Below are 24,692 nucleotides of genomic sequence, written 5' to 3'. Positions count from 1 at the left end.
CAACTATTCAATCGGCCGGCGGATTACGCTGCGCTAATCCGCCCTACGATTTTTCACTTCCCCGGCGCCACGAAATAGACGTGCCAGCGCGACGAAATCCCCGACTGCCCCTGAAAGAACCGTCGCGTCGAAATCACCACGCGCTCGGCGCCCGTGGCATTCTCCTTCATCCAGGTCTCGCAGGTCTCGAACCGGGCATCGGCGGGATCGCAGATCCCGATGAAGCCGGTGCGCCTCGCCTCTTCCAGCGACAGCAGCCCCGAGCCGAGCTTTTCGTAATGCACGAACGGCAGGGGATGATCGGCGCTGTAGAATGTCATCTGATCCGCGATCTCGACATAACCGACCACAGCGCTCCAGCGTGCGTGTGCACGGACGTGCCACATCTCTGTGAGCTGCTTCGCGAGCTGCGAATAGGACACATGAGCGAAATTGCCGTTCTCGTCGCGCGGCATGCTGGCGATCGCAATCTGTGGCGCGAGGCCGGATATCGCCAGCGAAAGCACCAGCCACACCGCCGCAATCCGCGGCAACGCGACCCGCGGCATCCGCAGTGACGGGATCGCAATGAAGGCGAGCGGCACCAGGAAGAACAGCGAGATGCCCCAGTCGGTCTTGATATAGATGTCGAAGATCAGCGCGCCGACCGGCGGCCCGACGGCAACGATGCCCTGGATCAGCCAGATGTTCAGCGCCTGATCGCGATTGACCGACGGGTTATCGCGGATCGACCACGGCCGCAGGACGAAACCGCGTGGATCGCGCGCCAGCAGGGACCACCAGCGCGGCGCCCAGGCCAGCACCGCTGCCGCGATCGCCAGCGGCAACAGCAGCAGCGCGACATTGTGTCCGATATAGCCCCAGACCATCTGCAGGCTCTGCCAGTGTGACGAGATGACGTAAGTGCCGGTCGCATAGCGGAATGGCGCGAAGGCCACGCTGCGCACCCACTCGATATGCGGCAGCAGCGCCGCCACCATGGTGACGATCGCCAGCCACGGCGCCGGTGAGCGCAGAAACAGCATCCGCTGCGGATGAATCAGGGCCGCAAGCCCGATGGCGCCGATCATGGTCACCACCCAGTACTTGCACATCAAGGCCAGCGCAGCGGCGAGGCCGAGCAGCACGCCGGAGCGGATCGTGCGCTTCTCGAAGGCATGCAGATAAGCCAGGACGAGCAGCGGCAAGGTGATCAGCTGCACGAGGTCGGCGTTGAACTTGAAGCCCTTGAAGTTGAAGATCGGATAGAGCGCGACCATCACCAGGACAAAGAAGGCGCGGCGGCGATCCACCACATGCAGCGCGATCGCCCAGCAGGCGATCATGCCGACACCCACCGTGGCCATGGCCAGCGCATAGGAGGCCCAGTCCGTGGTCGGGAAGACGCTGAACCAGGCCCCTGCGATCCAGCCCGACAGCGGCGGATGCTTGCCATAGCCGAGCAGGAACTTCTGCCCCCAGGCATAGGCCTCGGCGACGTCGAAATGCACATCCTGCGCCGCCTTCACCTGGGTCAGGATGGCGGTCCACAGCACCGCATGGGCGATCGTAAAGCCGACCACGAGCACCGGCGCCAGCTGCGGATCGACCGCCCAGGCGGCCACGCGCGCCGCCGCCCGGCGTGCCCGCGCAGCGAGGCTGCGGCGTTTGACGGGGGCGGCGATGGCGGGGGATTTGCGACTGCGGTCGGGCCTTTTCATGGGGCCCTGCCTAGCCTGTTTTCCCGGCGAGTAAAATCAGAATGGCTTGAACAAAATGCCGCCCCAAATGGCCTTGTGAAACCACCCGGAAAGCCCCATTTCGGTTGCCGCATCAGGGCTTGGGATGCTATCCCGCGCCCATGACAACCTCCCCGATTTCCAACGTCCGCAACTTCTCCATCGTCGCCCATATCGACCATGGCAAATCGACCCTGGCCGACCGCCTGATCCAGATCACGGGCGGCTTGCAGGCGCGCGAGATGAAGGAGCAGGTGCTGGACTCGATGGATATCGAGCGCGAGCGCGGCATCACCATCAAGGCCCAGACCGTCCGCCTGCATTACAAGGCGCATGACGGGAAGGATTACATCTTCAACCTGATGGACACGCCCGGCCACGTCGACTTCGCCTATGAGGTGTCCCGCTCGCTGGCCGCCTGCGAAGGCGCGCTGCTGGTGGTCGACGCCTCCCAGGGCGTGGAAGCGCAGACCCTCGCTAATGTCTATCACGCGCTCGACGCCGACCTCGAAATCGTGCCGGTGCTGAACAAGGTCGACCTGCCCGCCGCCGAGCCCGACCAGGTCAAGAAGCAGATCGAGGACGTGATCGGCATCGACGCCTCCGACGCGGTGATGATCTCGGCCAAGACCGGCCTCGGCGTGCCCGATGTGCTGGAAGCCATCGTCACCCGCCTGCCGCCGCCGAAGGGCGACCGCGACGCGACGCTGAAGGCACTGCTGGTGGACAGCTGGTACGACGTCTATCTCGGCGTCGTCGTGCTCGTGCGCGTCATCGACGGCGTGCTGAAGAAGGGCCAGCGCGTCCGCATGATGGGCACCAATGCGGCCTATGACGTGGAGCGCGTCGGCTACTTCACGCCGAAGATGGTCAATGTGGACGAACTCGGCCCCGGCGAGATCGGCTTCATCACCGCGGCCATCAAGGAAGTCGCCGACACCCGCGTCGGCGATACCATCACCGACGACCGCAAGCCGATCACCGACATGCTGCCGGGCTTCAAGCCCGCCGTGCCCGTGGTGTTCTGCGGTCTCTTCCCCGTGGACGCCGACGACTTCGAAACCCTGCGCGGCGCCATGGGCAAGCTGCGCCTCAACGACGCGTCGTTCTCGTTCGAAATGGAAACCTCGGCCGCGCTCGGCTTCGGCTTCCGCTGCGGCTTCCTCGGCCTGCTGCATCTGGAAATCATCCAGGAGCGCCTCAGCCGCGAATTCGATCTCAACCTGATCGCCACTGCGCCGTCGGTGATCTATCACATGTATCTGACCGACGGCACCGAGCTCGAGATCCACAATCCCATCGACATGCCGGATGTGGTGAAGATCTCCGAGATCCACGAACCGTGGATTGAGGCGACGATCCTAACCCCCGACGAATATCTCGGCTCCGTGCTGAAGCTGTGCCAGGAGCGCCGCGGCAATCAGAAGGAGCTCACCTACGTCGGCACCCGCGCGATGGTGAAATACGAATTGCCGCTCAATGAAGTGGTGTTCGATTTCTACGATCGCCTGAAGTCTATCTCCAAGGGGTATGCCTCGTTTGACTATCACCTGACCGACTACCGCGCCGCGGATCTCGTCAAGATGCAGATCCTCGTCAATGCCGAGCCGGTCGATGCGCTCTCCATGCTGGTCCATCGCACCCGCGCCGAAGGCCGCGGTCGCTCCATGGTCGAGAAAATGAAGGAGCTGATCCCGCCGCACATGTTCGTCATCCCGATCCAGGCGGCGATCGGCGGCAAGGTGATTGCCCGCGAAACCGTCCGCGCGCTGCGCAAGGACGTGACCGCGAAGTGCTATGGCGGCGACATCTCGCGTAAGCGCAAGCTTCTGGAGAAGCAGAAGGAGGGCAAGAAGAAGATGCGGCAGTTCGGCAAGGTCGACATCCCGCAGGAAGCTTTCATCGCCGCGCTGAAGGTGGATAGCTGAGGCAGAACATAAACCTAAAGTTGATTCCTTGTTGCAATTTTCATAAGCTGATCCGGCCTCAATAGCGGATCGCTGCATCATGGCGGACGTGAACAAGCTTCTGACGTTCACGACGCACGCTCATGATGCGATCCTCGAGCGCAAGCTCGAAATGGACTGGATCGACAGAACGGCTCGTCAGCCAACTTGGTCTCGCCCCGACCCCAGACCAAACAGAGAGCGACGGTTTCGTGCCATTCCCGAATTTGGCGGCCGCATTCTCCGTGTCGTCTGCTTGGAAACAGACCACGAAATACATATCATCACCGTATTCTTCGACCGACGCGCGCGAGAGCCAAAATGAAGCCCACGGTTCAATATCACGCCGAAGACAATGCAGCCTATATTCGCCTTTCGAGCGGCCAAATTCTCGAAAGCGAAGAAGTCGCGCCTAACATCATCTTCGACTACGATGCAGAAGGACGCATTGTTGGTATCGAGATGCTAGACGCGCGCTCGCTGCTGGCCGCCGAGCTTTTGTCGGATGCGGCATAAGCCGCATCACCCAAACTCCCTCTTGCCGCCCCGCCCACCTCCCCTCATTCTCTTCCCCGCGACGCCGAAAACGGCGCGTTTGAAAATTTGGGAGGGACTTCATGACCGCGCATCGTGCGCTGGCGGCAACGACGTTTGCCGTCTCATTGCTTTTCGGCGCTTCAGCCGTGGCCCAGCAGGCCGCACAATCCACCAATAACGCTCCGCTCAAGATCGGCGTCATCGCGGATTTCGCCTCGGTCTACGCCGATATCGGCGGCCAAGGCAATGTCGAGGCGGCCAAGATCGCCATCGAGGAATTCGGCGGCAAGATGTTCGACAAGCCGATCGAGCTTGTCACCGCCGATCCGCTCAACAAGGCCGACGCCGCGGCGACCATCGCCCGCCGATGGTACGAGGCAGAGGGCGTCGACATGATCATCGACCTGCCAACCTCCGCCACCGCGCTCGCCGCGATGGAGATGTCGAAACAGTTCGAGAAGATCATGATCGTCACCGATGCCGCCTCATCGGACATCACCGGAAAGTCCTGTTCGCCCTACACAGCGCACTGGACCTACGACACTTATGGCAATGCGCAGACCGTCGGCAGCGCCATCGTCAAGCAGGGCGGCGACAGCTGGTACTTCATCACGGCGGACTATCTGTTCGGCCATTCCATCGAGCGCGACACGGGCGATGTCATCCGCAAGGCCGGTGGCAAGATCGTCGGCAGCTCGAAGCATCCGCTCAACACCGCGGACTTCTCATCCTTCCTGCTGCAGGCGCAGTCGTCGAAGGCCAAGATCGTCGGCATGGCCAATGGCGGCGGCGACACCATCAACACCATCAAGCAGGCGTCGGAATTCGGCATCGTCGCCGGCGGCCAGAAGCTCGCCGGCATCGTGATGTTCATCTCGGACATCCACTCGCTCGGCCTCAAGATGGCCCAGGGCCTGATCATCACCGAGGCCTATTACTGGGACCTCAATGACCGCACCCGCGCATTCGGCAAGAAGTTCTTCGACAAGATGAAGCGGATGCCGACCATGAACCAGGCCGCCACCTATAGCGGCGTGTTGCATTACCTGAAATCCGTGCAGGCCGCGGGCACCCGCGCCACCAAGCCGGTGCTCGCCAAGATGCGCGAAACGCCGATCCGCGACGCCTTCACCGACAACGGCGTCCTGCGCGAGGACGGCCGCATGGTGCACAGCATGTTCCTGCTGGAAGTGAAGAAGCCGGAAGAGTCCAAGTATCCGTGGGATTATTACAAGGTGCTCGCGGAAGTCCCGGGCGATCAGGTCTTCCGCCCGATGAAGGACGGTGGCTGCCAGTATGTGAAGAAGGATTGAGGCCGCCGCGCTTCACACTCGACTGTCGTTGCCCGGCTTGACCGGGCAACTCAGTACGCGACGTCGGCGTTTACTGGATCGCCCGCATTCGCGGGCGATGACAGTTTGAGACGGAAACCATCATCACAGCACGATATGAAGACGGTTCGCCTCATCGCCTTCAGACGCCGCCGGGACGGCGCAGCAGATCAGCACCTCGTCTTCCGCGATCTCCGCAGTGGGCTCCTGCACATAGGTGACCGCCCCCACCAGAAGCTTCGCTTTGCACGTGCCGCAATTGCCCGCCCGACAACTGTAGTCAGGGTTCAGACCGCGCGCCTCCGCCAGACCGAGCAACGTCCCTGATTCCGGCGTCCAGCGCGCTTCCTTCATGGACTCCGTGAACACCACATGGACCGGCGCGGATGCCGGCGGCCGGCGCGTCAGCGTCATGTCCGGCCCATCCTCGATCCGCACCAATGACGCCGGGCCGAAAGCTTCCGCATGGATGCGCACATCCGGAATGTTGCGTCGACGGAGATCGTCATAGATCGCCTGCATGAAGGGCGGCGGTCCACACAGGTAGACATCGGCTTCTTCGATCGGCACGAAGCGAGACAGGAGCTCGGCATCGACGCGCCCCGCAGCGTCGTAGTCCGCCCCTTCTTCGGCGTCCGAGACATCGCTGAGGACACGGAGAATGCGCACGGCCCCGCCCGCCTTCTCCTCCAGTTCCTCCAGTTCACGCGTGAAGGCGCGATCCTTCCTGGAACGGGCGGACTGCACGAGAACGGTCGGCCGCACTTTCTGCTTGCGCAGGCCCTCATAGACCACATGTTTCAGCATCGCGAGCATGGGCGTAATTCCGATGCCAGCGCCGACAAGAACCGCCGGCCGCTGATGCGTGGCATCGATGGTGAACGCACCGGCCGGCGCGCGCGCCTCGATGACGTCGCCCACCTTGATGCGGTCATGCAGCCATTGCGACACCGCGCCGTCGCGCTTCACGCTGATGCGGTAGATGCGATCGGACGGCGCCACCGAGAGCGTATAGGTTCGGATGGTCATCTTGCCCGCTTCACCCACCGGCAAGCGGATCGGGAGATACTGTCCGGCTTGATGCGGCAGGAGGCCGACGCCATCGGCGGGTTGCAGATGAAATGAGCGGATCGTTGCGCTCTCATTCACGACGTCGACGACCTTGAAAGGCCGCCATTGGCTCGCCAGCTCTGCAGCCTTGAGCCGATCCGCCGCTTGCCGCCAGTCGCCCGTCATCAGCGATGCTGGTGACGCACCATCCTTGCGCGCGAACCAGCGCAGCGCCAGCGCACCGCGCCTCACGATCACGCGGCGCGGCTTGAACGTCCAGAGACGCTCAGCGCCCTGAAAGGCAGCGATCTCCGGCGAGTCCAGAACCACCTGCGCGTCACCCGTCATCTGCAGGACATCGCCGGTCTCATAGTCGGCGAAGAGCAGGCCGGCCTTGCCGTTGAGCAGGATATTGCCGAGCGTCGCAAAGAACAGGTTGCCGTTGAAATCCGGAATCGTGAGCGTGCCGTCGGCATTGATGCGCACAAAACCGGGCCTGCCACCGCGGCTCGAGGCATCCACCTGCCGACGATCTTCGCGTTCGGCATAGGATGCGACGAAGAACATGTCCGACGCCTTGATCATGCCGCGCGCATGCGCACCTAGCGCCACGCTCTCTTCGACCTCTGCCGTGAAAGCCTCGCGGGGATCGCGGGCGAATTCATAATCCCTGAGTTGGATGTAGCGCGGGCAATTTCCAAAGCTCTGGTCGACCTCGAAATGGAGCGCACCATTGACCGACGGTCCGATGATGCCATTCACGCGGTTGCGCCGGCGGGTATGCATCTCGATGCCGAGCAACCCGATCGCATCGCCCTCGCGGAGACCTTCGCTGGCGGGATCGCCGGGATCCCGCGATGCATCGATGTCCAGCGATTGCGCCGTCGGGGATGAAATGAAGCCGGGATGGCCGATGGCCAGTGTCGCCCATGCGTCACCGGCGCGGTCGACGCTTCCCAGCACGATGAACGGAATCTGCGTGTAGAAATCGCGATGCTGGGTCGGCATGTAATCACGCACCACGCGCTTGCCGACCTCGTCCATGTAAGCCGAGACACCGACCTGTTGCTGGATCGTTTTCTCGCCGGCATGCCAGAGGTCGAGCTTCGTCAATGTGTGCTGATCGGTCATTGATCCACCCTCACGGAAGGAGGCGGGCGCATGTCGATACGCCCGCCATGCAGCGGTCAGGCCGCGGCCAGAAGTCCAGCAGGCGTCTTGGGAAACGGCACGAAGCCAGGCAGCGCTTCGATCCGGCGCAGGAATGCGTTGACGCGGGCATAGCCCGACAGATCCACATTCCCTTCCGGAGCGCCGGCGATGTAGCTGTAGAGCGCGACATCCGCGATGGTCGGGCCATCGCCGACAAGCCAGTCGCGACCGGCGAGATGCGCCTCGACCCGCGCCAGCAATGTGTGAGCGCGCGCGATCACCTCATCCGGATTGAACTGGGCACCGAAGACGGTGATCAAGCGTGCCGCCGCGGGCCCATAGGCCAGTTCACCCGCAGCGACAGACAACCAGCGCTGGACAGCCGCGGCGCCTTCCGCATCTTCCGGCAGCCACGCGGCCTGACCGGACTTCTTGGCGAGATAGACGAGGATTGCATTCGAATCCGGGACGACCGTGCCTTCGTCATCAAGCACCGGCACCTGACCGAACGGATTCAGCGCAAGGAATTCGGGCTTCTTGTGCGCCCCTGATGCGAGATCGACGTCAATCAATTCGCATGGCAGACCAAGCAGCGAAACGAACAGATGCGCGCGATGGGCATGGCCCGACAGGGGGAAATTGTAGAGCTTCATGGAAGCAGGTCCTGAGTTGGTGGCCGGGTCCATTCCCGATCCGCCAACACAAACTGCTCCTTGAGCGATAAGGAGAGAATGCGCGGCCTGCGCACTTCATTATTGCACAAAATGAAATGATCGCGTTTCGGAAGATCGGTAGGATGAGTTGAGCGGAGGCGCGTAGCGCCGGAGCGATACCCATCGCTGCCGGGCGCTCGCCGTGATGGGTATCGCTCCGCTCAACCCATCCTACGGCAGCGATCGACGGGTCCAGCTACGCGACCTGTGCGCAATCCGGCTGATCGGCGACGCCGCTCGTCATCGCCTGAGCCCGCAACAGCTCCACGATCTCCTCATTCGGCCGGGCGCGGCTGAACAGGAAGCCCTGCCCTTCATGGCAGCCCTCATGGCGCAGGCAGGCCAGCTCCGCTTCGGTCTCGACGCCTTCGGCCGTGATCGTGACACCCAATCCCATCCCTAGACTGATGATGGAGCTCACGATCGCCTGCGCATCGCGATTGGCGCCGAGATCGCGCACGAAGGACTGGTCGATCTTGATCTTGTCGAACGGGAAGCTGCGCAGATAGCTGAGCGACGAATAGCCGGTGCCGAAATCATCCATGGAGATGCGCACGCCGAGCGAACGCAGCGCGTGCAGCGTCGCCAGCACCTGATTGCTTTTCTCCAGCAGCAGCGTCTCGGTGATTTCCAGCTCCAGCCGGCGTGGCGGCAGGCCGGAATTCTTCAGCGCATCCATCACCACCGACAGCAGATTTCCCACGCGGAATTGCAGCGGCGACAGGTTGACGGCGACGCGGACTTCATCGGGCCAGCGCGCGGCCTCGTTGCAGGCCCGGCGCAGGATCTGGGTGCCCAGCACATTGATGAGGCCGGTGTCTTCCGCCACCGGGATGAAATCGCCGGGCGAGATCATGCCGCGCTCCGGATGCGGCCAGCGGACCAGCGCCTCGCAGCCGGTGATACGGCCGGTCTTAAGATCGACCAGCGGCTGGTAATAAGGCCGCAACTGGTCGTCCTGGATCGCAGCACGCAGATCGTTCTCGATCTTGCGGCGCGCCTGCGCCTTGGCATCCATGCCGGTCTCGAAGAAACTGAACGTGCCGCGGGTATCGTTCTTGGCGCGCGACAGCGCCATGTCGGCGTTTTTCAGCAGTCGCTCGGATTCGTCGCCGTCGCCCGGCGCCATGGCGATGCCCATGCTGGCGCCGATCACCACGGAATGACCATCGAGCAGGAAGGTTTCGCCGATGGCATCGAGCAGGCGCCGCGCCAGCAACACCGCGTCTTCGGGCCGGTGGATGCCGGTCTGGATGATGGCGAATTCGTCCGAGTTCAGACGCGCCAGTGCATCCTCTTCCCGCAATGTCGAACGCAGCCGCCGCGCCACGCCACGCAAGAGTTTGTCGCCGATCTCGTGGCCGAGTGAATCGTTGACGCCCTTGAAATTGTCGAGGCCGAGAAACAGCACCGCGAGCTTCTCGCCGCTGCGGCGGACATGGGACAGCGTCTCGTCGAGGCGTTGACGCAGCAGGTTGCGGTTCGGCAGCCCGGTGAGCGAATCGTGATGCGCCATGAAAGCGAGCCGCATCTCGGCGCGCTTGCGCTCGGTGATGTCCATCAGCGCCAGCATCACCGCCGGCTGCTCGTTGTAGACGAGCTGGCGCGAATAGATGGCGAGATCGATCAGTTCGCCATCGGCCTTGACGTGTTTCCAGGTGCGCGCGGCCTGTTCGTCGGCGACATGATCGCCGCCCCAGGGGGGGGCGGCCTCGAAAGCCTGCAACTGACGGATCGTCAGCTTCTCGAATTCCGCGCGCGTATAGCCGTAATGCTCCGCCGCGGCATCATTGACGCTGAGGATGCGTTCGTCCGCCAGAGCGCAGACGATCATCGGCACCGGATTGCTTTCGAACAGCAGCCGGAACGAGGCTTCACGCTGCTTCAACTCGGTAATGTCGACGCGCAGGCCGACGACGCCGCCATCCTCGGTCAGCCGCTCGTCGATCAGGATGACGCGGCCGTCCGCCAGGGTCTGTTCGTGGCGTTCGCCGGGATGAAACAGCCTGTTGACACGCTCGGCGATCCACTCGTCCTCGCGGCCCGCCGCCTCCGGATACTCACCGCGCTCGACACCGACGCGGATCGTGTCCTGCAGCCGGGCACCCGGCGCGAACTGATCGGAACTGCCATTGTAGATCTCGGCATATTTCTTGTTCCAGAGGATGTAACGCCCCTCGGGATCCAGAAACACGATGCCTTGCGGAAGGATGTCGATGGCTTCGCGCAGCCGTTCATGGGACTTGCGGGCATCGACGATGGCAGCTTCGGCCTGGGCGCGCTGGCGCGCGAGTTCGCCGATCACGCCGATGGATTTCGGCGCGGCTGCAAATGGCTTCCTGGCAACACCCCTCGCGCGATTGAAGCGCGGTTTGTGCGATGCCTTCAGTCCAGTCTTCTTGGGCCGGTCCTTCGGCATCCAGATTCTACTCGCATTCTGCGTGCGACATTCTGTGCCGGAAGTCTCTGAACAAACGGTATCAGCAACCGCGCCCGCCGCATGCTGTTACCGCAAGCAGTGCGCGAATAGCCATAAGAGGTGCACACACAGCGGGCATGCCCATACGCAATACGTGAATAGTCCCTTAATTTGCGGACTAGACATGTTCCAAAGTGGAGCAAGCGACTGCAAATGCGCGCGCTGGAAGCGAATGATCGGTCGAGAAATGCTGCGATGAATCCGCAGCAAAAAATTGCGCCACACGGCAGGATGGTTAGCACCGCGTAAAAGTTGCGCGAGTTGCGCGGCTGACGGCAGCCCCGCGCTGACTTGTCAGCTGCCTCGGCTATAGTCCGGCCATGAGCTCCCGCCTGATTCTCAGCCTGCTATTGCCGCTTGCCCTTGCTTCAGCGTCCAGTGCGCTGGCGCAGACCAAAGGCACGGTCGATCCCAGGCCACTGCCGCCGCTCGCCAATCCCAACGATCCCTCCACGCCGGCCAAGGAACTGTTCGGCCGCAAGGCCCTGCCGACGCGCTCGGCACCGCAGGTCGTCGGCTTCTATGCCAAAGGCTGCATTGCCGGTGCCGAGGCATTGGCACTGAACGGACCGACCTGGCAGGTGATGCGGCTGTCGCGCAACCGCAACTGGGCGCATCCGCAGATGGTCGAACTGATCGAGCGCGTTTCCGCCAAGGCGAACCGGATCGCGGGCTGGCCCGGCCTTCTGGTCGGCGACATGTCGCAACCACGTGGCGGCCCGATGCTTACCGGCCATGCCAGCCACCAGATCGGCCTCGATGCGGATATCTGGCTGACGCCGATGCCGAACCGGCAATTGTCGCGCAACGAGCGCGAGGAAATGTCGGCGGTGATGATGGTCCGCAAGGATCGCCTCGACATCGATCCTGCCACCTGGACGCCCACACATCTGCCGGTGATCCGCGCCGCGGCGCAGGAGCCGGCGGTGGAGCGCATTTTCGTCAATGCGGCCATCAAGAAAGCGCTGTGTCGCGAGGCCAAAGGCGATCGCAGCTGGCTGTCGAAGGTGCGGCCGATGTACGGCCACGACTATCATTTCCACATCCGCATCAAATGTCCGGCAGGCGCCGCTGACTGCGAATCCCAGACTCCGCCGAACGAAGGCGAAGGCTGTGCAGCAAGCGACCTCGCCTACTGGTTCAGCGACGCCGTGCTGCATCCGAAACCACCGCCGGTGCCGCCGAAGCCGAAACCGCCCATGACCCTGGCGGATATGCCGGCAGCCTGCCGCCAGGTCCTGACGGCACCGTGATCGATCCAGTCCCTATCGTGGTGTCGCGAAAACAGGCTAAAATGCCATCGTCGCCGTGCCGCAAGCGGGCGACCGGTCGGGCCGACGGTCCGTCCCTTCCCTCCTCGCTGCGACCGATTGCGGTCCGGCAAAATCAAGCGAGACCACTATGCGCATCAGTGCACGCAACCAGATCAAGGGCACCGTCCTCGAAGTGACCAAGGGCGCCACCACGTCCCATATCCGCGTCGATATCGGCGGCGGTCAGGTCATGACGTCTTCGATCACGAATGAAGCCGTGGACGATCTCGCCCTGAAGGTCGGCGGCAAGGTCGTGGTGGTCGTGAAGGCCTCCGACGTCATGATCGCGGTGGACTGATCATGGCAGCGCGTCTGATTGTCGCGCTTGCACTGCTGAGCTCGGCGCCCGCCTGGGCGGCCGAGCCGAGCGGTTGCGACAAGTTCAAGTGGCCGGTCGACAAGGAGCGCGCCGCACTGACGTCGCAAGACCGCCTCAAGGCGGCCTCAGGAAATGAGCTCGCAATCCCCGCAAAGGCGGACCTCGAACTCAAGACTCCGGCCGAGGCCAAGCTTCCCCGCCAACCCGAGCGTAAGCCGAAAGACGGCACATTTGCCGGCTTCGTGAAGTTCAAGTCCCCGCCGAAAGCCGGTGCCTATACGGTCAGCCTGTCTTCCAATGCCTGGATCGACGTGATCCAGGATGGCGAACAGTTGAAGCCGATGGAGTTCAGCGGCGCCACCGACTGCACGGGCATCCGCAAAGTCGTGAAGTTCGATCTCTCCGGCGGTCCCTTTGCCGTGCAGATCTCGGGCGCGACCGAGGCCAGCATCAGCCTTGCAGTGCTACCCGCCGAATAAGGGCACGGGGCCTTTACCCCTCTCGCCCGCCTGAGTATTGTCGCGGCGCGATATCCCGGATGGACCGTAAGTCCCCGGGATTGCCGGAACGGCGCTTCCGCCTGTCGCAGATCCCACCTCACCAACGCCTGAGCTGCGCGCCTTTTGCGCTGCGCTCACGCATGGAGCGCCAACATGAAACGCATTGCCGGACTTTTCGCCGCTTTCTCGATCCTGCTCGGATCGACCTTCACGCCTGCGCAGGCGCAGGACAAGAGCCTGACCGTCTTCGCCGCCGCATCGATGAAGAATGCGCTGGACGAGCTCAACACCGCCTATACAGCCAAGACTGGCGTCAAGGTGACGTCCAGCTACGCTGCAAGCTCCGCACTTGCCAAGCAGATCGAACAGGGCGCCCCCGCCGACATCTTCATCTCGGCCGACCAGGAATGGATGGACTATTCGGTCGGCAAGAAGGACATCAACGAGGCCACCCGCGTCAGCCTGCTCGGCAACAGCATCGTGCTGATCGCCGGCAAGGACTCCAAGCTCGCCGACGTCAAGATCGGCCAGGGTTTCGACCTCGCCAAGCTTGCCGGTGACGGCAAGATCGCCACCGGCGACGTGAAATCGGTACCGGTCGGCAAATATGCCAAGGCGGCACTAGAGAAGCTCGGCAGCTGGACCGCGGCAGAGCCGAAATTCGCGATGGCCGAAAGCGTGCGTGCCGCACTGACGCTGGTGTCGCGCGGCGAGGCGCCGCTCGGCATCGTCTATTCCACCGACGCCAAGATCGATCCGGGTGTGAAGGTCATCGGCACCTTCCCGGCCGACTCGCATCCGGCAATCGTCTATCCGGTGGCAGCGACCGCCAAGGCCAAGACGGAAGCAGCCGACTACATCGCTTTCCTGAAGAGCTCGGCCTCCAGGACCATCATGGAGAAATACGGCTTCACCTTCCTGGCCAAGCCAACGACCTGAGCTCAGCCGTCATTGCGAGGAGCAAAGCGACGAAGCAATCCAGAAGCCGCAAGCGAAGAACTGGATTGCTTCGCTCCGCTCGCAATGACGAAAGAAATGCCGATCCATGTTCGACATCACTCCCGAAGAATGGACGGCGATCCTGCTTTCGATCAGGGTCGCCGTGATTGCGACCCTGATCTCGACCCCGCTCGGCATTGCGGTGGCGTGGCTGCTCGCGCGCCGCGATTTCTGGGGCAAGGCCTTTGTCGATGCCTTCATCTATCTGCCGCTGGTGCTACCGCCGGTCGTCACCGGCTATCTCCTACTGGTGATGTTCGGCAAGCGCGGCGTGCTGGGCTCTTTTCTCGCCGAACATTTCGGCATTGTCTTCGCCTTCCGCTGGACCGGCGCTGCGCTGGCTTGCGGCGTGATGTCGTTCCCGCTGCTGGTGCGCCCGATCCGGCTCTCCATCGAAGCCGTCGACCGTCGCCTGGAACAGGCTGCGAGCACGCTCGGGGCATCGCCGCTCAAGGTGTTCATCACCGTGACATTGCCGCTGGCGCTGCCGGGCGTTCTTGCCGGCATGGTGCTGGGCTTTGCCAAGGCGATCGGCGAATTCGGCGCCACCATCACCTTCGTGTCCAATATCCCCGGTGAGACGCAAACGATTTCATCGGCGATCTATTCGCTGCTGCAGACGCCGGATGGCGACGCGGCAGCATCGCGGCTCGTTCTCATCTCGATCGGCATTGCGGTCGTCGCCCTGATCGCCTCAGAATGGTTTGCGCGGCGCGCGACCAAGCGACTGCACGGGAACTGACATGCTGCGCGTCGATATCTTCAAACAGCTCGGCAATTTCTCGCTCGATGTCGCCTTCACCAGCGAGGGCCGTGTCACCGGCCTGTTCGGCTCGTCCGGCGCCGGCAAGACCTCGCTGGTCAGCATGATCGCCGGACTGGTGACGCCGGATCGCGGCCTCATCGCCATCGACAAGGCCGTGCTCTACGACCGCAGCAAGCGCATCGACCTGCCCGCCTATCGGCGGCGGATCGGCTACGTCTTCCAGGACGCGCGACTGTTTCCGCATCTCAGCGTGGCACAGAATCTCGATTACGGCCGTCGCATGAATTTCCTCAATCGCGACGATGCCGACGAGAAGCGCATCACCGACATGCTCGATATCGGCCATCTCCTGCTGCGCCGCCCCGGCGGCCTGTCCGGCGGCGAGCGCCAGCGCGTGGCGCTCGGCCGGGCGCTGCTCGCGAAGCCGCGCCTGCTGCTGCTGGACGAGCCGATGGGCGCGCTGGACGAGGCGCGCAAGGCGGAAATCATGCCCTATCTGATCCGCCTGCGTGACGAAGGCGACGTGCCGATGGTGCTGGTCAGCCACGATGCCGACGAAATGCGGCAACTGGCAACGAATGTGGTGCTGCTCAAGGGCGGGCGCGTCATTGGCCATGGCGGCACCGAGGTGCTGCCGAAATGGGTCGTGCCCGCAGCGTAAGTTAAGCCCCCGACAATCCCGACAGCGTCCGCTTCAGCTTGCTCCGGAACACCTCTGCCCGGCTCAAGCGCGGCATCGGCTCCGGCTCGTCTTCCGGCAGGCGGAGGCCAACCACGTTCACGCGTCCGCCGCCAAGGCTGCGGGCGACGAGATCGATGGTGTCGATCGGCACGGCGGCACCGACCTTGGGCGCGCGATCAAGATGGATGTCGAAATAATCCGCCAGCGTCAGCGACGCCTGTGCGGGGTCGATCGCAATGCCGTAGATGGCGGCGAGATCTCCCAGCGTCGTCTCGCCCGGCACCATGAAGTCGCCGAGCAAATGCGGATCGGGCGCAGTGCTCGGCGGCATGTCGACGAAAAAGCGATCGAGCGATTCCGCCTTCTCCGGCGGCGCCAGCAGATAGAGATAATCGCCGGCCGCGACCGGTGCGGCCTCTTCCGGCGTCAGAATATGCTCGTCGCGGATCACCAGGGTCGGCTTCGACCAGGACGGGATCAAACCACGCTTCAGATACAGGCTCTTGGGTCGCACCGAATAGCCGACCAGCTGTTGCTCGAGCTGACCGGGCAGATCCAGCTCGATGCGGCGCGGACCACGATCGGTGCGCGGCAGCGCCACATGCAGCAGGCGGGCGGCATAACCAAGCGTCCAGCCCTGAAACAGCAGCGAGATGATGACCACCACGAAGGCGACATCGAAATAGAGATGCGCATTGGGCAGGCCGACCAGCATCGGGATCGAAGCGAGGAAGATCGCCACCGCGCCGCGCAGGCCGACCCAGGAGACGAACGCCTTTTCGCGCCAGTTGAAGCGGAAGGGCTGCAGGCAGAGAAACACCGCCAGCGGCCGCGCGATCACCATCAGCACCACGGCCACGGCAATCGCCGGCAGGATGCTGCTCACCAACCGCTCCGGCGACACCAGGAGCCCCAGCATCACGAACATGACGATCTGCGCCAGCCAGGTGGCGGCGTCGAGGAAGGTGACCACCGAATTATGCGCGCGGGTCGGCCGGTTGCCGATCACCATGCCGGCCAGATAGACGGCGAGGAAACCCGAGGCATGTGCGATCTGCGCGAGGCCGAAGATCACCAGCGCCGCGGTGCAGACGAAAGGCGCGTGCAAGCCCTGCGGCAGCGCCACGCGGTTCATGGCCATCACCACCAGCAGGCCGCCGACCATGCCGATCAGCGTGCCCAGCACCGATTCCTGTAGAAACTCCATCACCACATGGCCGGCCGACGCATCGCCCAGCGACAGCAGTTTCACCAGGGTCAGGGTGAGAAACACCGCGAACGGATCGTTGGTGCCGGACTCCACTTCCAGCGTCGCGCCGACGCGCGGACGCAGGCGAAGCCCCTGTGCATGCACGAGCAGGAACACCGCCGCGGCGTCGGTGGAGGCGATGACGGCACCGGTGAGCAGCCCCTCGGTCCAGCTCATGCCGAGCGTATACTTGGCGACCGGCGCGGTGATCAGCGCTGTGAGCAGGACCCCCACCGTCGCCAGCATCATCGACGGTGCCAGCACCGTCTGGATTGCCTTGAAATGGGTTTTCAGCCCGCCATCGAACAGGATCAGTGCCAGCGACACCGAGCCGACCACATAGGCCGTCTTCACATCGTCGAAATGCAGGCCGCCCGGCCCCGCCTCGCCGGCCGCCATGCCGATGAAAAGAAAGAACAGCAGCAGCGGAGCGCCGAAGCGCAGCGCGAGCAAACTCGACAGAATGCCCGCCATCACCAGAACGGCGCCGAGCAGGATTGCGATACTGACTGAGTCGAGTGAGGCCATGGGGCTCCGGACGCCGAAACGCTTGCATTCAATGCTTATCGTCGCGTTTCCGTGACGCCAAACGAATTCTGCCCAAGGTTGAGCTGGTGGTATGATTGCTGCGATTTTGGTGGCATCACGGCAACGCCGGACAATGGTGTCGCCATAACGACTGTGTGAACCTGACCATCACTCGAATCACATCGGCGCCGGCACCGCCCCTGCGCGACATGAGACCCTGACGATGCTCGACCTGACCGATGCCCATACTTTCGTTCTCGAGACGACGAAGACGCTGGGCGCCGAGTTTGCGTCGCCATGGTTCTATCTCCAGTTCGCACTGATGCTGGCCGCGGCCGGCATCAGTGCAGCCATCGGCTCGCTGGCGCGCGCAAAGATCGACCTCACATCGCTGGTGATGGGATGGCCGGCACCCCTGCGCATGTTCATCCGCGTGTTGGTCGAGAGCATCGGCACCGCCGCCTTCGTGGTCCTGACGGTCATCGCCCGCGAAATCATGCTGAGCGCAACTTTGCCGAGCCGCAGCTACCTGCTCGCGGTCGTCGCCAAGCTGGCGCTGGCCTGGCTGGTGATCCGGCTGGTCACCAGCATCATCCACAACCCGCTGATCGTGCGGCTGGTATCGATCTCCGCCTGGTTCGTGGCGGCGCTCAGCATTCTGAACCTGCTCACTCCGACCATCGCCTTCCTCGACGGCCCCGGCATCGATCTCGGCGGCCTCCGGCTAACGCCGCTGCTGGTCATCAAGCTCGCGGTGCTGCTGGCGCTGGCGCTGTGGGTGGCCAATATCATCAGCAACTTCCTCGAAGGCCGTATCCGCCAGTCGCATGACCTGACGCCATCGGTGCAGGTGCTGCTCACCAAGCTGGTGCGGGTCCTGATGATGGTGTTCGCCGTCGCATTGGTGATGGGTGCCGTCGGCATCAATCTGGCGGCGCTCGCTGTCTTCTCCGGCGCGGTCGGTGTCGGCATCGGTTTCGGCCTGCAGAAGATCGTCGCCAATTTCATCAGTGGCGTGATCCTGCTCGCCGACAAATCGGTGAAGCCCGGCGACCTCGTCACCATCGGCGACAGCTCCGGCCGCATCAGCGCGATGAATACGCGCTACATTTCGGTGGCCGCGGGAGACGGCCGCGAGTTCCTGATCCCGAATGAAGACCTGATCACCAAGAAGGTGGTGAACTGGACCTATACGGACAAGGATACGCTGGTGAAGGTGAGTTTCGGCACCAATTACGACGCCGATCCGCGCCTCGTCTGCAAGCTCGCCATCGATTGCGCCACGGCATCGGCGCGGGCGTCGACGGTGAAGCCGCCGAACTGCCTGCTCGGCGAATTTGCCGAGACCGGGATGCGCTTCTCGCTGACGTTCTGGATCGACTCGCCGGATGGCATGGATGCCGTGAAGAGCGAGGTGATGCTGGCGCTGTGGGACGCGTTCAAGCGCGAGGGCATCCGCGTGCCGTATCCGGTGCGCGAGATCAAGATCCGCGGCGGCGCATTGCCGGTGGAGACCATCGCCGAAGTAACGAACGAGTCGGAATGAGCCGATGAAGCTGCCGCTCGACCTGGTGCCGGCGACATTGATCCGCCGCTACAAGCGCTTTCTTGCCGATGTCGAACTCGCCGATGGCAGCCTGATCACCGCGCATGTGGCCAATCCCGGCGCCATGATCGGACTGCAGGCGCCGGGCGCACGGGTCTGGCTGTCCCTGTCGGCGAGCAAGACGCGAAAGCTCCCGTATTCATGGGAGTTGGTGGAAGCCGATTTCGGCAATGGCCCGGAGCTCGTCGGCGTCAACACCATCCACCCCAATGCCATCGTCGCGGAAGCTCTCGCCGCAGGCGCGATCCCGGAACTGGCCGGCTACGCCACGACACGGCGGGAGGTGAGATACGGCGCAGCGTCGCGCGTCGATTTCCTGCTCGAACATCCCGACCGGCCGCCCTGCTATGTCGAGGTGAAGAACGTCCACATGATGCGCCAGAAGGGTCTGGCGGAATTCCCGGATTCGGTGACGGCCCGCGGCGCCCGGCATCTGGAGGAACTCGCGGCCATGGTGGCGCTCGGCGCCCGCGCGGTACTGCTGTTCGTGGTGCAGATCGGCTCGAGCCAGCGGGTCGCCGTCGCCCGGGACATTGATCCCGCCTATGGCCGTGCCTTCGACAAGGCGCGGGACGCAGGTGTCGAGGCCCTCGCTTATATCTGCACGATCGACCATGGCAGCATCGTGTTGGCCGGAAAAGTGCCGATCGAGCCGTGACTTGGCGGGGTCGTGCGGCCCAGCCATGACGCTCCGAGAGACAGCTTTGGCTTGCGCTGACCGCCCTGATCATTAAATTAGGGCTCCATCATCCCATTGTCACAGCACCAGATTTTCTCATGAGCTATACCGACGCCTCCGACACCGCCCTGCGCAAGACCGGGCAGATCAAGCTGCACGGCGAATCGGCGTTTGCGGGCATGCGCAAGGCTGGCGCACTGGTCTCGGAATGTCTGGATGCGCTCACTGATCTGGTGAAGCCGGGCCTGATGACCTCGGCGATCGACGATTTCGTCCGCGAATTCGCCTTCGGCCATGGCGCCTTCCCGGCGACGCTGATGTATCGCGGCTATCGCTTCTCCACCTGCACCTCGATCAACCACGTGGTCTGCCACGGCATGCCGGAAGCGCGGGCGCTGAAGGAAGGCGACATCGTCAATATCGACGTCACCTTCATTGTCGATGGCTGGTATGGCGATTCCAGCCGCATGTATGGCGTCGGCGAATTGCCGCGCAAGGCCGAGCGTCTGGTCGAAGTGACCTATGAATCGCTGATGCGCGGTATCGCGGCGGTGAAGCCCGGCGCCACCACCGGCGATATCGGCCATGCGATCCAGAGCTTCGTCGAACCGCAGGGCATGAGCGTGGTGCGCGATTTCTGCGGCCATGGCCTCGGCCGCCTGTTCCATGACGAGCCGAACATCATCCATATCGGCCGCCCCGGCGAAGGCGTGCAGCTGCGGCCGGGCATGTTCTTCACCATCGAGCCGATGATCAATCTCGGCAAGCCGCATGTGAAGGTGCTGTCCGACGGCTGGACCGCAGTGACCCGCGACCGCTCGCTGTCAGCGCAGTTCGAGCATACCGTGGGTGTGACGGAGACCGGCGTCGAGGTGTTCACGCTGTCGAAGCGGCACAATGAGAAGCCGCTGGCGGCGGCCTGACCATAACTCCCCCCCTCATCCTGAGGAGCCGCGCAGCGGCGTCTCGAAGGATGGCCGCAAGCGAGCACCTGGCCATCTCATGGTTAGAGACGCGCGCAAGGGCGCGCCCCTCACCATGAGGGACGGAGGAAAGCACTTTTAAGTTGCATTTACTTTCCGCCACGGCATGCTCGCGGACACGCATCAGCGAGTTCGCATGCCCGCACCATCGAACAGTCTCCTGCCCGGCCTCGCCGAAGCGCCACACTTCCACGGCCATCGCGAGCGGTTGCGCGATCGTTTCCGCTCCGCCGGTGCAGATGCCCTGAGTGATTACGAGTTATTGGAGCTGGTGCTGTTCCGCGCGCTGCCACGGCGCGACGTGAAACCACTGGCGAAGGCGCTGATCCAGGCTTTCGGCTCCTTCGCCGAAACCGTCCACGCGCCGGATGCGCGGCTCCGCGAGATCGGCGGCCTCGGCGAAGCGGCCATCACCGAAATCAAGCTGATCGCCGCCACCTCCAGCCGCGTCGCCAAGGGCCAGTTGAAGCAGCGCACCGTGCTCTCGTCATGGGCCACGGTGATCGACTATTGCCGCACGGCCATGGCCTTTGCCGACAAGGAGCAGTTTCGCATCCTGTTTCTCGACAAGCGCAACCAGTTGATCGCCGATGAGGTGCAGCAGGTCGGCACCATCGACCACACACCGGTCTATCCACGCGAGGTGGTGAAGCGGGCGTTGGAGTTGTCCGCCACTGCGATCATCATGGTGCACAACCACCCCTCCGGCGATCCCACCCCATCGCAGGCAGACATCCAGATGACTAAGGCGGTGATCGAGGTCAGCAAGCCGCTCGGAATCGCCGTGCATGACCACATCATCGTCGGCAAGCACGGCCATGCCAGCCTGAAGGGGATGAAGGTGATCTGACTATTGCCTCAGCAAAATCAGCGGATCCGCCATGTCCGGCATCCGCCGCCATTGCGCGTTATCATCCGCCTCGAAATGCCAGGTCTCGCCTGACGCGGAGAACATCAAGAGTTCACCACGCTCCAGGCGCCACTGGGTCGGTTTGAAATTCGCCACCAGCGCGTCGCAGCGGGGTTTGAGGAAGAGCTGGAAATTGTCGGGGCTGGCTTCGTTGTTGGTCAGCGTCAGTCCGCAGATCGCGCGGCCATTGCCGCGGACGATGGACCAGTCGCCGATCATCGAATCCATCGTTTTCGACAGCGAGCGCGCGGCGGCGAGGTTCTGCAGGATATAGACGCCCTCGCCGGAGCGAATTCCCTCAAAGATCCCGCTCTCGACTTCGGTGAGGTCGATCACCGGCTCGCCTGCCGGCGTCTGCAGACGGACGATATCGAGGCCCTTGATGCTCCAGGCAACGATGTCCTTCGTGAAAGGTAACGCCTTGGCGCAATCGGGCTCGAGGTCGAGCTTCAATCCCTGCGGAGAATTGTCGGGCTTTAGCGTCACCACGCAGGTCTTGCTGCGATCGGTGCTGGACAGCTCCCACTGCCCGACCATGCTCTTCTTCAGCGCCGCAGCATCCTGCGCCTGCGCCGATACGCCAACAAACATCGCGCCGGCCAGAGCCAGTACGAGTTGCGTCATGCGGACCGGCGCACGCATGTTCAGCGGGCCTTGACCGGCGTTTCAGGAATCGGCGTGAGGATCGGCTTGCCGCCGAACCAGAGCTTCAGGTTGTCGACCACCATCTGGTCCATGGCATTGCGCGTTACCACCGAGGCCGAGCCGACATGGGGCAGCAGCACGACATTCTGCAGCGCCTTCAACTCGTCCGGCACCTTGGGCTCCTGCGCAAACACGTCGAGGCCGGCGGCAAGGATGGTGCCCGATTTCAGTGCCTGGATCAGCGCCGGCTCGTCGATGACGGAGCCACGGGCCACATTGACGATGATGCCGCGCGGACCGAGCGCCTGCATCACTTCGGCATTGACGATATTGGCCGTCGACGGGCCGCCTGGCGTGATAACGATCAGCGTATCCACCGCCTTCGCCATCTCGACGAGGTTCGGATAGTGCTGATAATCGACGCCCGCGGCGGGATTGCGCGAATGATAGACCACCGGCACCAGCGACGCATCGAGGCGGCGCGCGATGGCCTGGCCAATGCGCCCCATACCCACCATGCCGACCTTGCGATCGCGCAGCGAACCCACGGTGAGCGGATAGCCCTGGGTCAGCCACAGGCCCGACCGGACATATTTGTCAGCTTTCACGAACTCTCGGGCCGTGGCGATGAACAGGCCGAGCGCGACGTCGGCGACTTCCTCGGTCAGCACGTCCGGCGTGTTGGTGACGACGATATCATGCTCGGCTGCGTATTTCGCATCGATGTGGTCGTAACCGACGCCGAATGACGAGACGATCTGGACATTGGGATATTTCGACAGCATCGCGCTGTTGACGGGCACCTGGCCGGTGACCGCGATGCCGCGGATCTTCTCGGCAATGCCCGCCGGCACACGCTCGAGATCGGGCAGCGTTTCATATTTGTGCAGGATGAACTGATCCGAGAAACCGTTCTCGATCAGCGCCTTCGACGGTCCATAGACCAGCAGGTCGATCTTTTCCGAAGAGATTCCCGTCCCCATCATTTTTCCTTTCGCAGTGCACTCTCATGCCAGCGCCGCAGCATCCGATGCGACGCCAGCGCGAGCAGCATATAAATCACAATCCCGGCCACGGACAGCATCAATAGCGCTGCGAACATGCGGGGAATATTGAGGCGATAGCTGGACTCCGTGATGCGATAGGCAAGCCCGGAGCCGGAGCCCGCAGCACCGGCCGCGATTTCCGCGGCCACGGCCCCGATCAGGGACAGACCACCGGCAATGCGCAACCCGCCAAGAATATACGGCATGGCAGACGGGAGTTGCAGATAGCGCAGGGTCTGCCAGCGCGAGGCGCCGTTGAGCTGGAACAGGCCGGCGAGATTCCGGTCCACCGAATTCAGCCCCAGTGTCGTATTCGCCAGCACCGGAAAGAAAGCCACGATCCAGGCGCAGGCGACGACCGCGGCGTCCTGCGGCAGATAGATCAGCATCAGGGGCGCGATGGCAATCACAGGCGTCACCTGCAGCACGATCGCATAGGGCAGCAACGAATATTCGAGCCACTTCGACTGATTGAACAGCAATGCGAGCGCGATACCGCCGATAGCTGCCGCGATAAAACCTTCCAGCGCCGTGAGCAACGTGACGCCGAGCGACGCCGACAGGATCGGCCAATCCGCGATCAGCGTTTTGAGGACGAGCAACGGCCCCGGCAGAATGTATGGCTGGATCTCGCCGATGCGGACAACGAGATCCCACGCCGTGACACCGCAGAGGAAGACGACCACCGGCCAGACGATGCGATGCCAGCGCCCCTCGCCGGATGCACGCTCCACGGATGGCAACGGCTCCAGCCCCTTCATGCCACCGCCTCCGCCTCGCTCGCCTGCATCAGGGCTTGCGAGACCTCGCGGCAGAAGCCGGCATAGGCAACCGAGGTGCGGAAAGCGTCATCGCGCGGCTCGGGCGCATCGATATGGCATTCGGCATGAACGCGGCCCGGACGCGACGTCATCACGACGACCCGCTGGGACAGATAGACGGACTCATAGACCGAATGCGTGACGAAGACGACGGTCTTGCCGAGCTGGCGCCACAGCGCGCGCAGATCATTGTTGAGTCTGAAGCGCGTGATTTCGTCGAGCGCGGCGAAGGGCTCGTCCAGCAGCAGGATATCCGGCGAGGTCACCAGCGCACGCGCCAGCGATACCCGCATTTTCATGCCACCGGAGAGTTCGCGCGGATAGGCATCGGCGAAATCGGCCAGGCCGACCTGTGCCAGCGCCGCGGCCACGCGCGGCGTCGACTCCTGATCCGGGACATGGGCAAGCTTGAGCGGCAGCCGCACATTCTCGCGCACCGTGGTCCACGGCATCAAAGTCGGCTCCTGAAACACGAAACCGATGCCGTGCCGCGATGCCCGTGCGGGAACAGCGATTGATCCAGAGGATGGCGCTGCCAGCCCGGCGATCAACCGCAATGCGGTGGACTTGCCGCAACCGGACGCGCCGAGCAGCGAGACGAATTCGCCCTTGCGGATGTCGAGATCAAGCGGACCGAGCGCACGGGTGCCGTTGTCATAGGTCTTCGTCACGCCGTTCAGGCGGATCGCAAACTCATCGCGAGACGACACCGACGCCACC

General features: G+C 63.3%; 23 protein-coding genes. 14 read left to right on the top strand and 9 right to left on the bottom strand.

What is annotated here, in order from left to right:
* Window positions 1-53: 53 nt before the first annotated feature.
* Entirely contained in the window at window positions 54-1,700 is a 1,647-nt protein-coding gene (locus ACIQ17_RS01420; protein ID WP_398464602.1) for a glycosyltransferase family 39 protein, read from the bottom strand.
* A gap of 140 nt (window positions 1,701-1,840) precedes the next feature.
* Here ACIQ17_RS01420 and lepA point away from each other — a divergent pair, with 140 nt between their 5' ends.
* From lepA to ACIQ17_RS01400, 4 genes are all read left to right on the top strand, one after another.
* Complete coding sequence (lepA, locus tag ACIQ17_RS01415) at window positions 1,841-3,646, top strand: translation elongation factor 4 (RefSeq protein WP_398464600.1); 1,806 nt, start codon at window positions 1,841-1,843, stop codon at window positions 3,644-3,646.
* A 79-nt stretch (window positions 3,647-3,725) separates the two neighbouring features.
* Window positions 3,726-3,989, top strand: a complete 264-nt coding sequence (locus tag ACIQ17_RS01410; protein WP_398464598.1) for a DUF4258 domain-containing protein — start codon at window positions 3,726-3,728, stop codon at window positions 3,987-3,989.
* The gene (locus ACIQ17_RS01405; RefSeq protein WP_398464596.1) at window positions 3,986-4,180 is read left to right on the top strand and encodes a DUF2283 domain-containing protein; all 195 of its coding nucleotides are present in this window, start codon (window positions 3,986-3,988) and stop codon (window positions 4,178-4,180) included. The genes ACIQ17_RS01410 and ACIQ17_RS01405 overlap by 4 nt, the downstream gene beginning before the upstream one ends.
* A 101-nt stretch (window positions 4,181-4,281) precedes the next feature.
* The gene (locus ACIQ17_RS01400; protein ID WP_398464594.1) at window positions 4,282-5,514 is read left to right on the top strand and encodes an ABC transporter substrate-binding protein; all 1,233 of its coding nucleotides are present in this window, start codon (window positions 4,282-4,284) and stop codon (window positions 5,512-5,514) included.
* Window positions 5,515-5,637: 123 nt separating this feature from the next.
* Here the strand turns inward: ACIQ17_RS01400 and ACIQ17_RS01395 are convergent, their stop codons facing one another.
* The 3 genes from ACIQ17_RS01395 to ACIQ17_RS01385 form a co-directional block, all read right to left on the bottom strand.
* A complete protein-coding gene (locus ACIQ17_RS01395; protein ID WP_398464592.1) occupies window positions 5,638-7,713 on the bottom strand; it encodes a pyridoxamine 5'-phosphate oxidase family protein in 2,076 nt (691 codons plus the stop codon).
* 56 nt (window positions 7,714-7,769) lie between these two features.
* The gene (locus ACIQ17_RS01390) at window positions 7,770-8,387 is read right to left on the bottom strand and encodes a glutathione S-transferase family protein (protein WP_398464590.1); all 618 of its coding nucleotides are present in this window, start codon (window positions 8,385-8,387) and stop codon (window positions 7,770-7,772) included.
* 256 nt (window positions 8,388-8,643) lie between these two features.
* The gene (locus ACIQ17_RS01385; protein WP_398464588.1) at window positions 8,644-10,866 is read right to left on the bottom strand and encodes an EAL domain-containing protein; all 2,223 of its coding nucleotides are present in this window, start codon (window positions 10,864-10,866) and stop codon (window positions 8,644-8,646) included.
* 380 nt (window positions 10,867-11,246) lie between these two features.
* Here ACIQ17_RS01385 and mepA point away from each other — a divergent pair, with 380 nt between their 5' ends.
* From mepA to modC, 6 genes are all read left to right on the top strand, one after another.
* Complete coding sequence (gene mepA, locus ACIQ17_RS01380; protein ID WP_398464586.1) at window positions 11,247-12,179, top strand: penicillin-insensitive murein endopeptidase; 933 nt, start codon at window positions 11,247-11,249, stop codon at window positions 12,177-12,179.
* Window positions 12,180-12,327: 148 nt separating this feature from the next.
* Complete coding sequence (locus ACIQ17_RS01375) at window positions 12,328-12,537, top strand: molybdopterin-binding protein (RefSeq protein ID WP_398464584.1); 210 nt, start codon at window positions 12,328-12,330, stop codon at window positions 12,535-12,537.
* A gap of 2 nt (window positions 12,538-12,539) precedes the next feature.
* Window positions 12,540-13,037 carry a hypothetical protein gene (locus ACIQ17_RS01370; protein ID WP_398464582.1) on the top strand — a complete coding sequence of 166 codons (498 nt, stop codon included), beginning with the start codon at window positions 12,540-12,542 and terminating at the stop codon, window positions 13,035-13,037.
* A gap of 174 nt (window positions 13,038-13,211) precedes the next feature.
* The gene (gene modA / locus ACIQ17_RS01365; protein WP_398464580.1) at window positions 13,212-13,997 is read left to right on the top strand and encodes a molybdate ABC transporter substrate-binding protein; all 786 of its coding nucleotides are present in this window, start codon (window positions 13,212-13,214) and stop codon (window positions 13,995-13,997) included.
* Between the two features lie 106 nt (window positions 13,998-14,103).
* Window positions 14,104-14,799, top strand: coding sequence for a molybdate ABC transporter permease subunit (gene modB, locus ACIQ17_RS01360; protein ID WP_398464578.1), 696 nt, complete (start codon window positions 14,104-14,106; stop codon window positions 14,797-14,799).
* Window position 14,800: 1 nt separating this feature from the next.
* Window positions 14,801-15,484: a molybdenum ABC transporter ATP-binding protein gene (gene modC, locus ACIQ17_RS01355; RefSeq protein ID WP_398464576.1), complete on the top strand. Its 684-nt coding sequence runs from the start codon at window positions 14,801-14,803 to the stop codon at window positions 15,482-15,484.
* A 1-nt stretch (window position 15,485) separates the two neighbouring features.
* Here the strand turns inward: modC and ACIQ17_RS01350 are convergent, their stop codons facing one another.
* Window positions 15,486-17,282 carry a potassium/proton antiporter gene (locus tag ACIQ17_RS01350; RefSeq protein ID WP_398464574.1) on the bottom strand — a complete coding sequence of 599 codons (1,797 nt, stop codon included), beginning with the start codon at window positions 17,280-17,282 and terminating at the stop codon, window positions 15,486-15,488.
* Window positions 17,283-17,505: 223 nt separating this feature from the next.
* Between ACIQ17_RS01350 and ACIQ17_RS01345 the strand changes: the two genes are divergently transcribed.
* From ACIQ17_RS01345 to radC, 4 genes are all read left to right on the top strand, one after another.
* On the top strand, window positions 17,506-18,828 hold the full coding sequence (locus ACIQ17_RS01345) for a mechanosensitive ion channel family protein (protein WP_398464572.1): 1,323 nt from the start codon (window positions 17,506-17,508) through the stop codon (window positions 18,826-18,828).
* A gap of 4 nt (window positions 18,829-18,832) precedes the next feature.
* Window positions 18,833-19,546: a DNA/RNA nuclease SfsA gene (gene sfsA / locus ACIQ17_RS01340; RefSeq protein WP_398464570.1), complete on the top strand. Its 714-nt coding sequence runs from the start codon at window positions 18,833-18,835 to the stop codon at window positions 19,544-19,546.
* A gap of 119 nt (window positions 19,547-19,665) precedes the next feature.
* A complete protein-coding gene (map, locus tag ACIQ17_RS01335; RefSeq protein ID WP_398464568.1) occupies window positions 19,666-20,490 on the top strand; it encodes a type I methionyl aminopeptidase in 825 nt (274 codons plus the stop codon).
* A gap of 196 nt (window positions 20,491-20,686) precedes the next feature.
* A complete protein-coding gene (radC, locus tag ACIQ17_RS01330; RefSeq protein WP_398464566.1) occupies window positions 20,687-21,400 on the top strand; it encodes a DNA repair protein RadC in 714 nt (237 codons plus the stop codon).
* Here the strand turns inward: radC and ACIQ17_RS01325 are convergent, their stop codons facing one another.
* The 4 genes from ACIQ17_RS01325 to ACIQ17_RS01310 are packed head-to-tail and all read right to left on the bottom strand — an operon-like array spanning window position 21,401 to window position 24,682.
* A complete protein-coding gene (locus ACIQ17_RS01325) occupies window positions 21,401-22,084 on the bottom strand; it encodes an AprI/Inh family metalloprotease inhibitor (protein ID WP_398464638.1) in 684 nt (227 codons plus the stop codon). It abuts the gene before it with no gap.
* 20 nt (window positions 22,085-22,104) lie between these two features.
* Window positions 22,105-23,088, bottom strand: a complete 984-nt coding sequence (locus tag ACIQ17_RS01320; protein WP_398464564.1) for a 2-hydroxyacid dehydrogenase — start codon at window positions 23,086-23,088, stop codon at window positions 22,105-22,107.
* Entirely contained in the window at window positions 23,088-23,912 is an 825-nt protein-coding gene (locus tag ACIQ17_RS01315; protein WP_398464562.1) for an ABC transporter permease, read from the bottom strand. Before ACIQ17_RS01315 ends, ACIQ17_RS01320 begins: the two co-directional genes overlap by 1 nt.
* Complete coding sequence (locus ACIQ17_RS01310; RefSeq protein ID WP_398464560.1) at window positions 23,909-24,682, bottom strand: ABC transporter ATP-binding protein; 774 nt, start codon at window positions 24,680-24,682, stop codon at window positions 23,909-23,911. Before ACIQ17_RS01310 ends, ACIQ17_RS01315 begins: the two co-directional genes overlap by 4 nt.
* Window positions 24,683-24,692: the final 10 nt, after the last annotated feature.

The sequence above is a fragment of the Tardiphaga sp. genome, from assembly GCF_044340795.1.
Classification (GTDB): domain Bacteria; phylum Pseudomonadota; class Alphaproteobacteria; order Rhizobiales; family Xanthobacteraceae; genus Tardiphaga.
Note: the sequence above shows the minus strand (reverse complement) of the source record. Positions and strands in the feature narration are given on the sequence as shown.

Coding starts and splice junctions, on each gene's coding strand:
- ACIQ17_RS01350 (WP_398464574.1), bottom strand. CDS start 17,282: ATGGCCTCACTCGACTCAGTCAGTATCGCAATCCTGCTCGGCGCCGTT.
- ACIQ17_RS01395 (WP_398464592.1), bottom strand. CDS start 7,713: ATGACCGATCAGCACACATTGACGAAGCTCGACCTCTGGCATGCCGGC.
- map (WP_398464568.1), top strand. CDS start 19,666: ATGAGCTATACCGACGCCTCCGACACCGCCCTGCGCAAGACCGGGCAG.
- sfsA (WP_398464570.1), top strand. CDS start 18,833: ATGAAGCTGCCGCTCGACCTGGTGCCGGCGACATTGATCCGCCGCTAC.
- ACIQ17_RS01325 (WP_398464638.1), bottom strand. CDS start 22,084: ATGACGCAACTCGTACTGGCTCTGGCCGGCGCGATGTTTGTTGGCGTA.
- modA (WP_398464580.1), top strand. CDS start 13,212: ATGAAACGCATTGCCGGACTTTTCGCCGCTTTCTCGATCCTGCTCGGA.
- ACIQ17_RS01390 (WP_398464590.1), bottom strand. CDS start 8,387: ATGAAGCTCTACAATTTCCCCCTGTCGGGCCATGCCCATCGCGCGCAT.
- ACIQ17_RS01385 (WP_398464588.1), bottom strand. CDS start 10,866: ATGCCGAAGGACCGGCCCAAGAAGACTGGACTGAAGGCATCGCACAAA.
- radC (WP_398464566.1), top strand. CDS start 20,687: ATGCCCGCACCATCGAACAGTCTCCTGCCCGGCCTCGCCGAAGCGCCA.
- ACIQ17_RS01370 (WP_398464582.1), top strand. CDS start 12,540: ATGGCAGCGCGTCTGATTGTCGCGCTTGCACTGCTGAGCTCGGCGCCC.
- lepA (WP_398464600.1), top strand. CDS start 1,841: ATGACAACCTCCCCGATTTCCAACGTCCGCAACTTCTCCATCGTCGCC.
- ACIQ17_RS01400 (WP_398464594.1), top strand. CDS start 4,282: ATGACCGCGCATCGTGCGCTGGCGGCAACGACGTTTGCCGTCTCATTG.
- ACIQ17_RS01405 (WP_398464596.1), top strand. CDS start 3,986: ATGAAGCCCACGGTTCAATATCACGCCGAAGACAATGCAGCCTATATT.
- ACIQ17_RS01375 (WP_398464584.1), top strand. CDS start 12,328: ATGCGCATCAGTGCACGCAACCAGATCAAGGGCACCGTCCTCGAAGTG.
- ACIQ17_RS01410 (WP_398464598.1), top strand. CDS start 3,726: ATGGCGGACGTGAACAAGCTTCTGACGTTCACGACGCACGCTCATGAT.
- ACIQ17_RS01315 (WP_398464562.1), bottom strand. CDS start 23,912: ATGAAGGGGCTGGAGCCGTTGCCATCCGTGGAGCGTGCATCCGGCGAG.
- modC (WP_398464576.1), top strand. CDS start 14,801: ATGCTGCGCGTCGATATCTTCAAACAGCTCGGCAATTTCTCGCTCGAT.
- ACIQ17_RS01420 (WP_398464602.1), bottom strand. CDS start 1,700: ATGAAAAGGCCCGACCGCAGTCGCAAATCCCCCGCCATCGCCGCCCCC.
- ACIQ17_RS01345 (WP_398464572.1), top strand. CDS start 17,506: ATGCTCGACCTGACCGATGCCCATACTTTCGTTCTCGAGACGACGAAG.
- ACIQ17_RS01320 (WP_398464564.1), bottom strand. CDS start 23,088: ATGGGGACGGGAATCTCTTCGGAAAAGATCGACCTGCTGGTCTATGGA.
- mepA (WP_398464586.1), top strand. CDS start 11,247: ATGAGCTCCCGCCTGATTCTCAGCCTGCTATTGCCGCTTGCCCTTGCT.
- modB (WP_398464578.1), top strand. CDS start 14,104: ATGTTCGACATCACTCCCGAAGAATGGACGGCGATCCTGCTTTCGATC.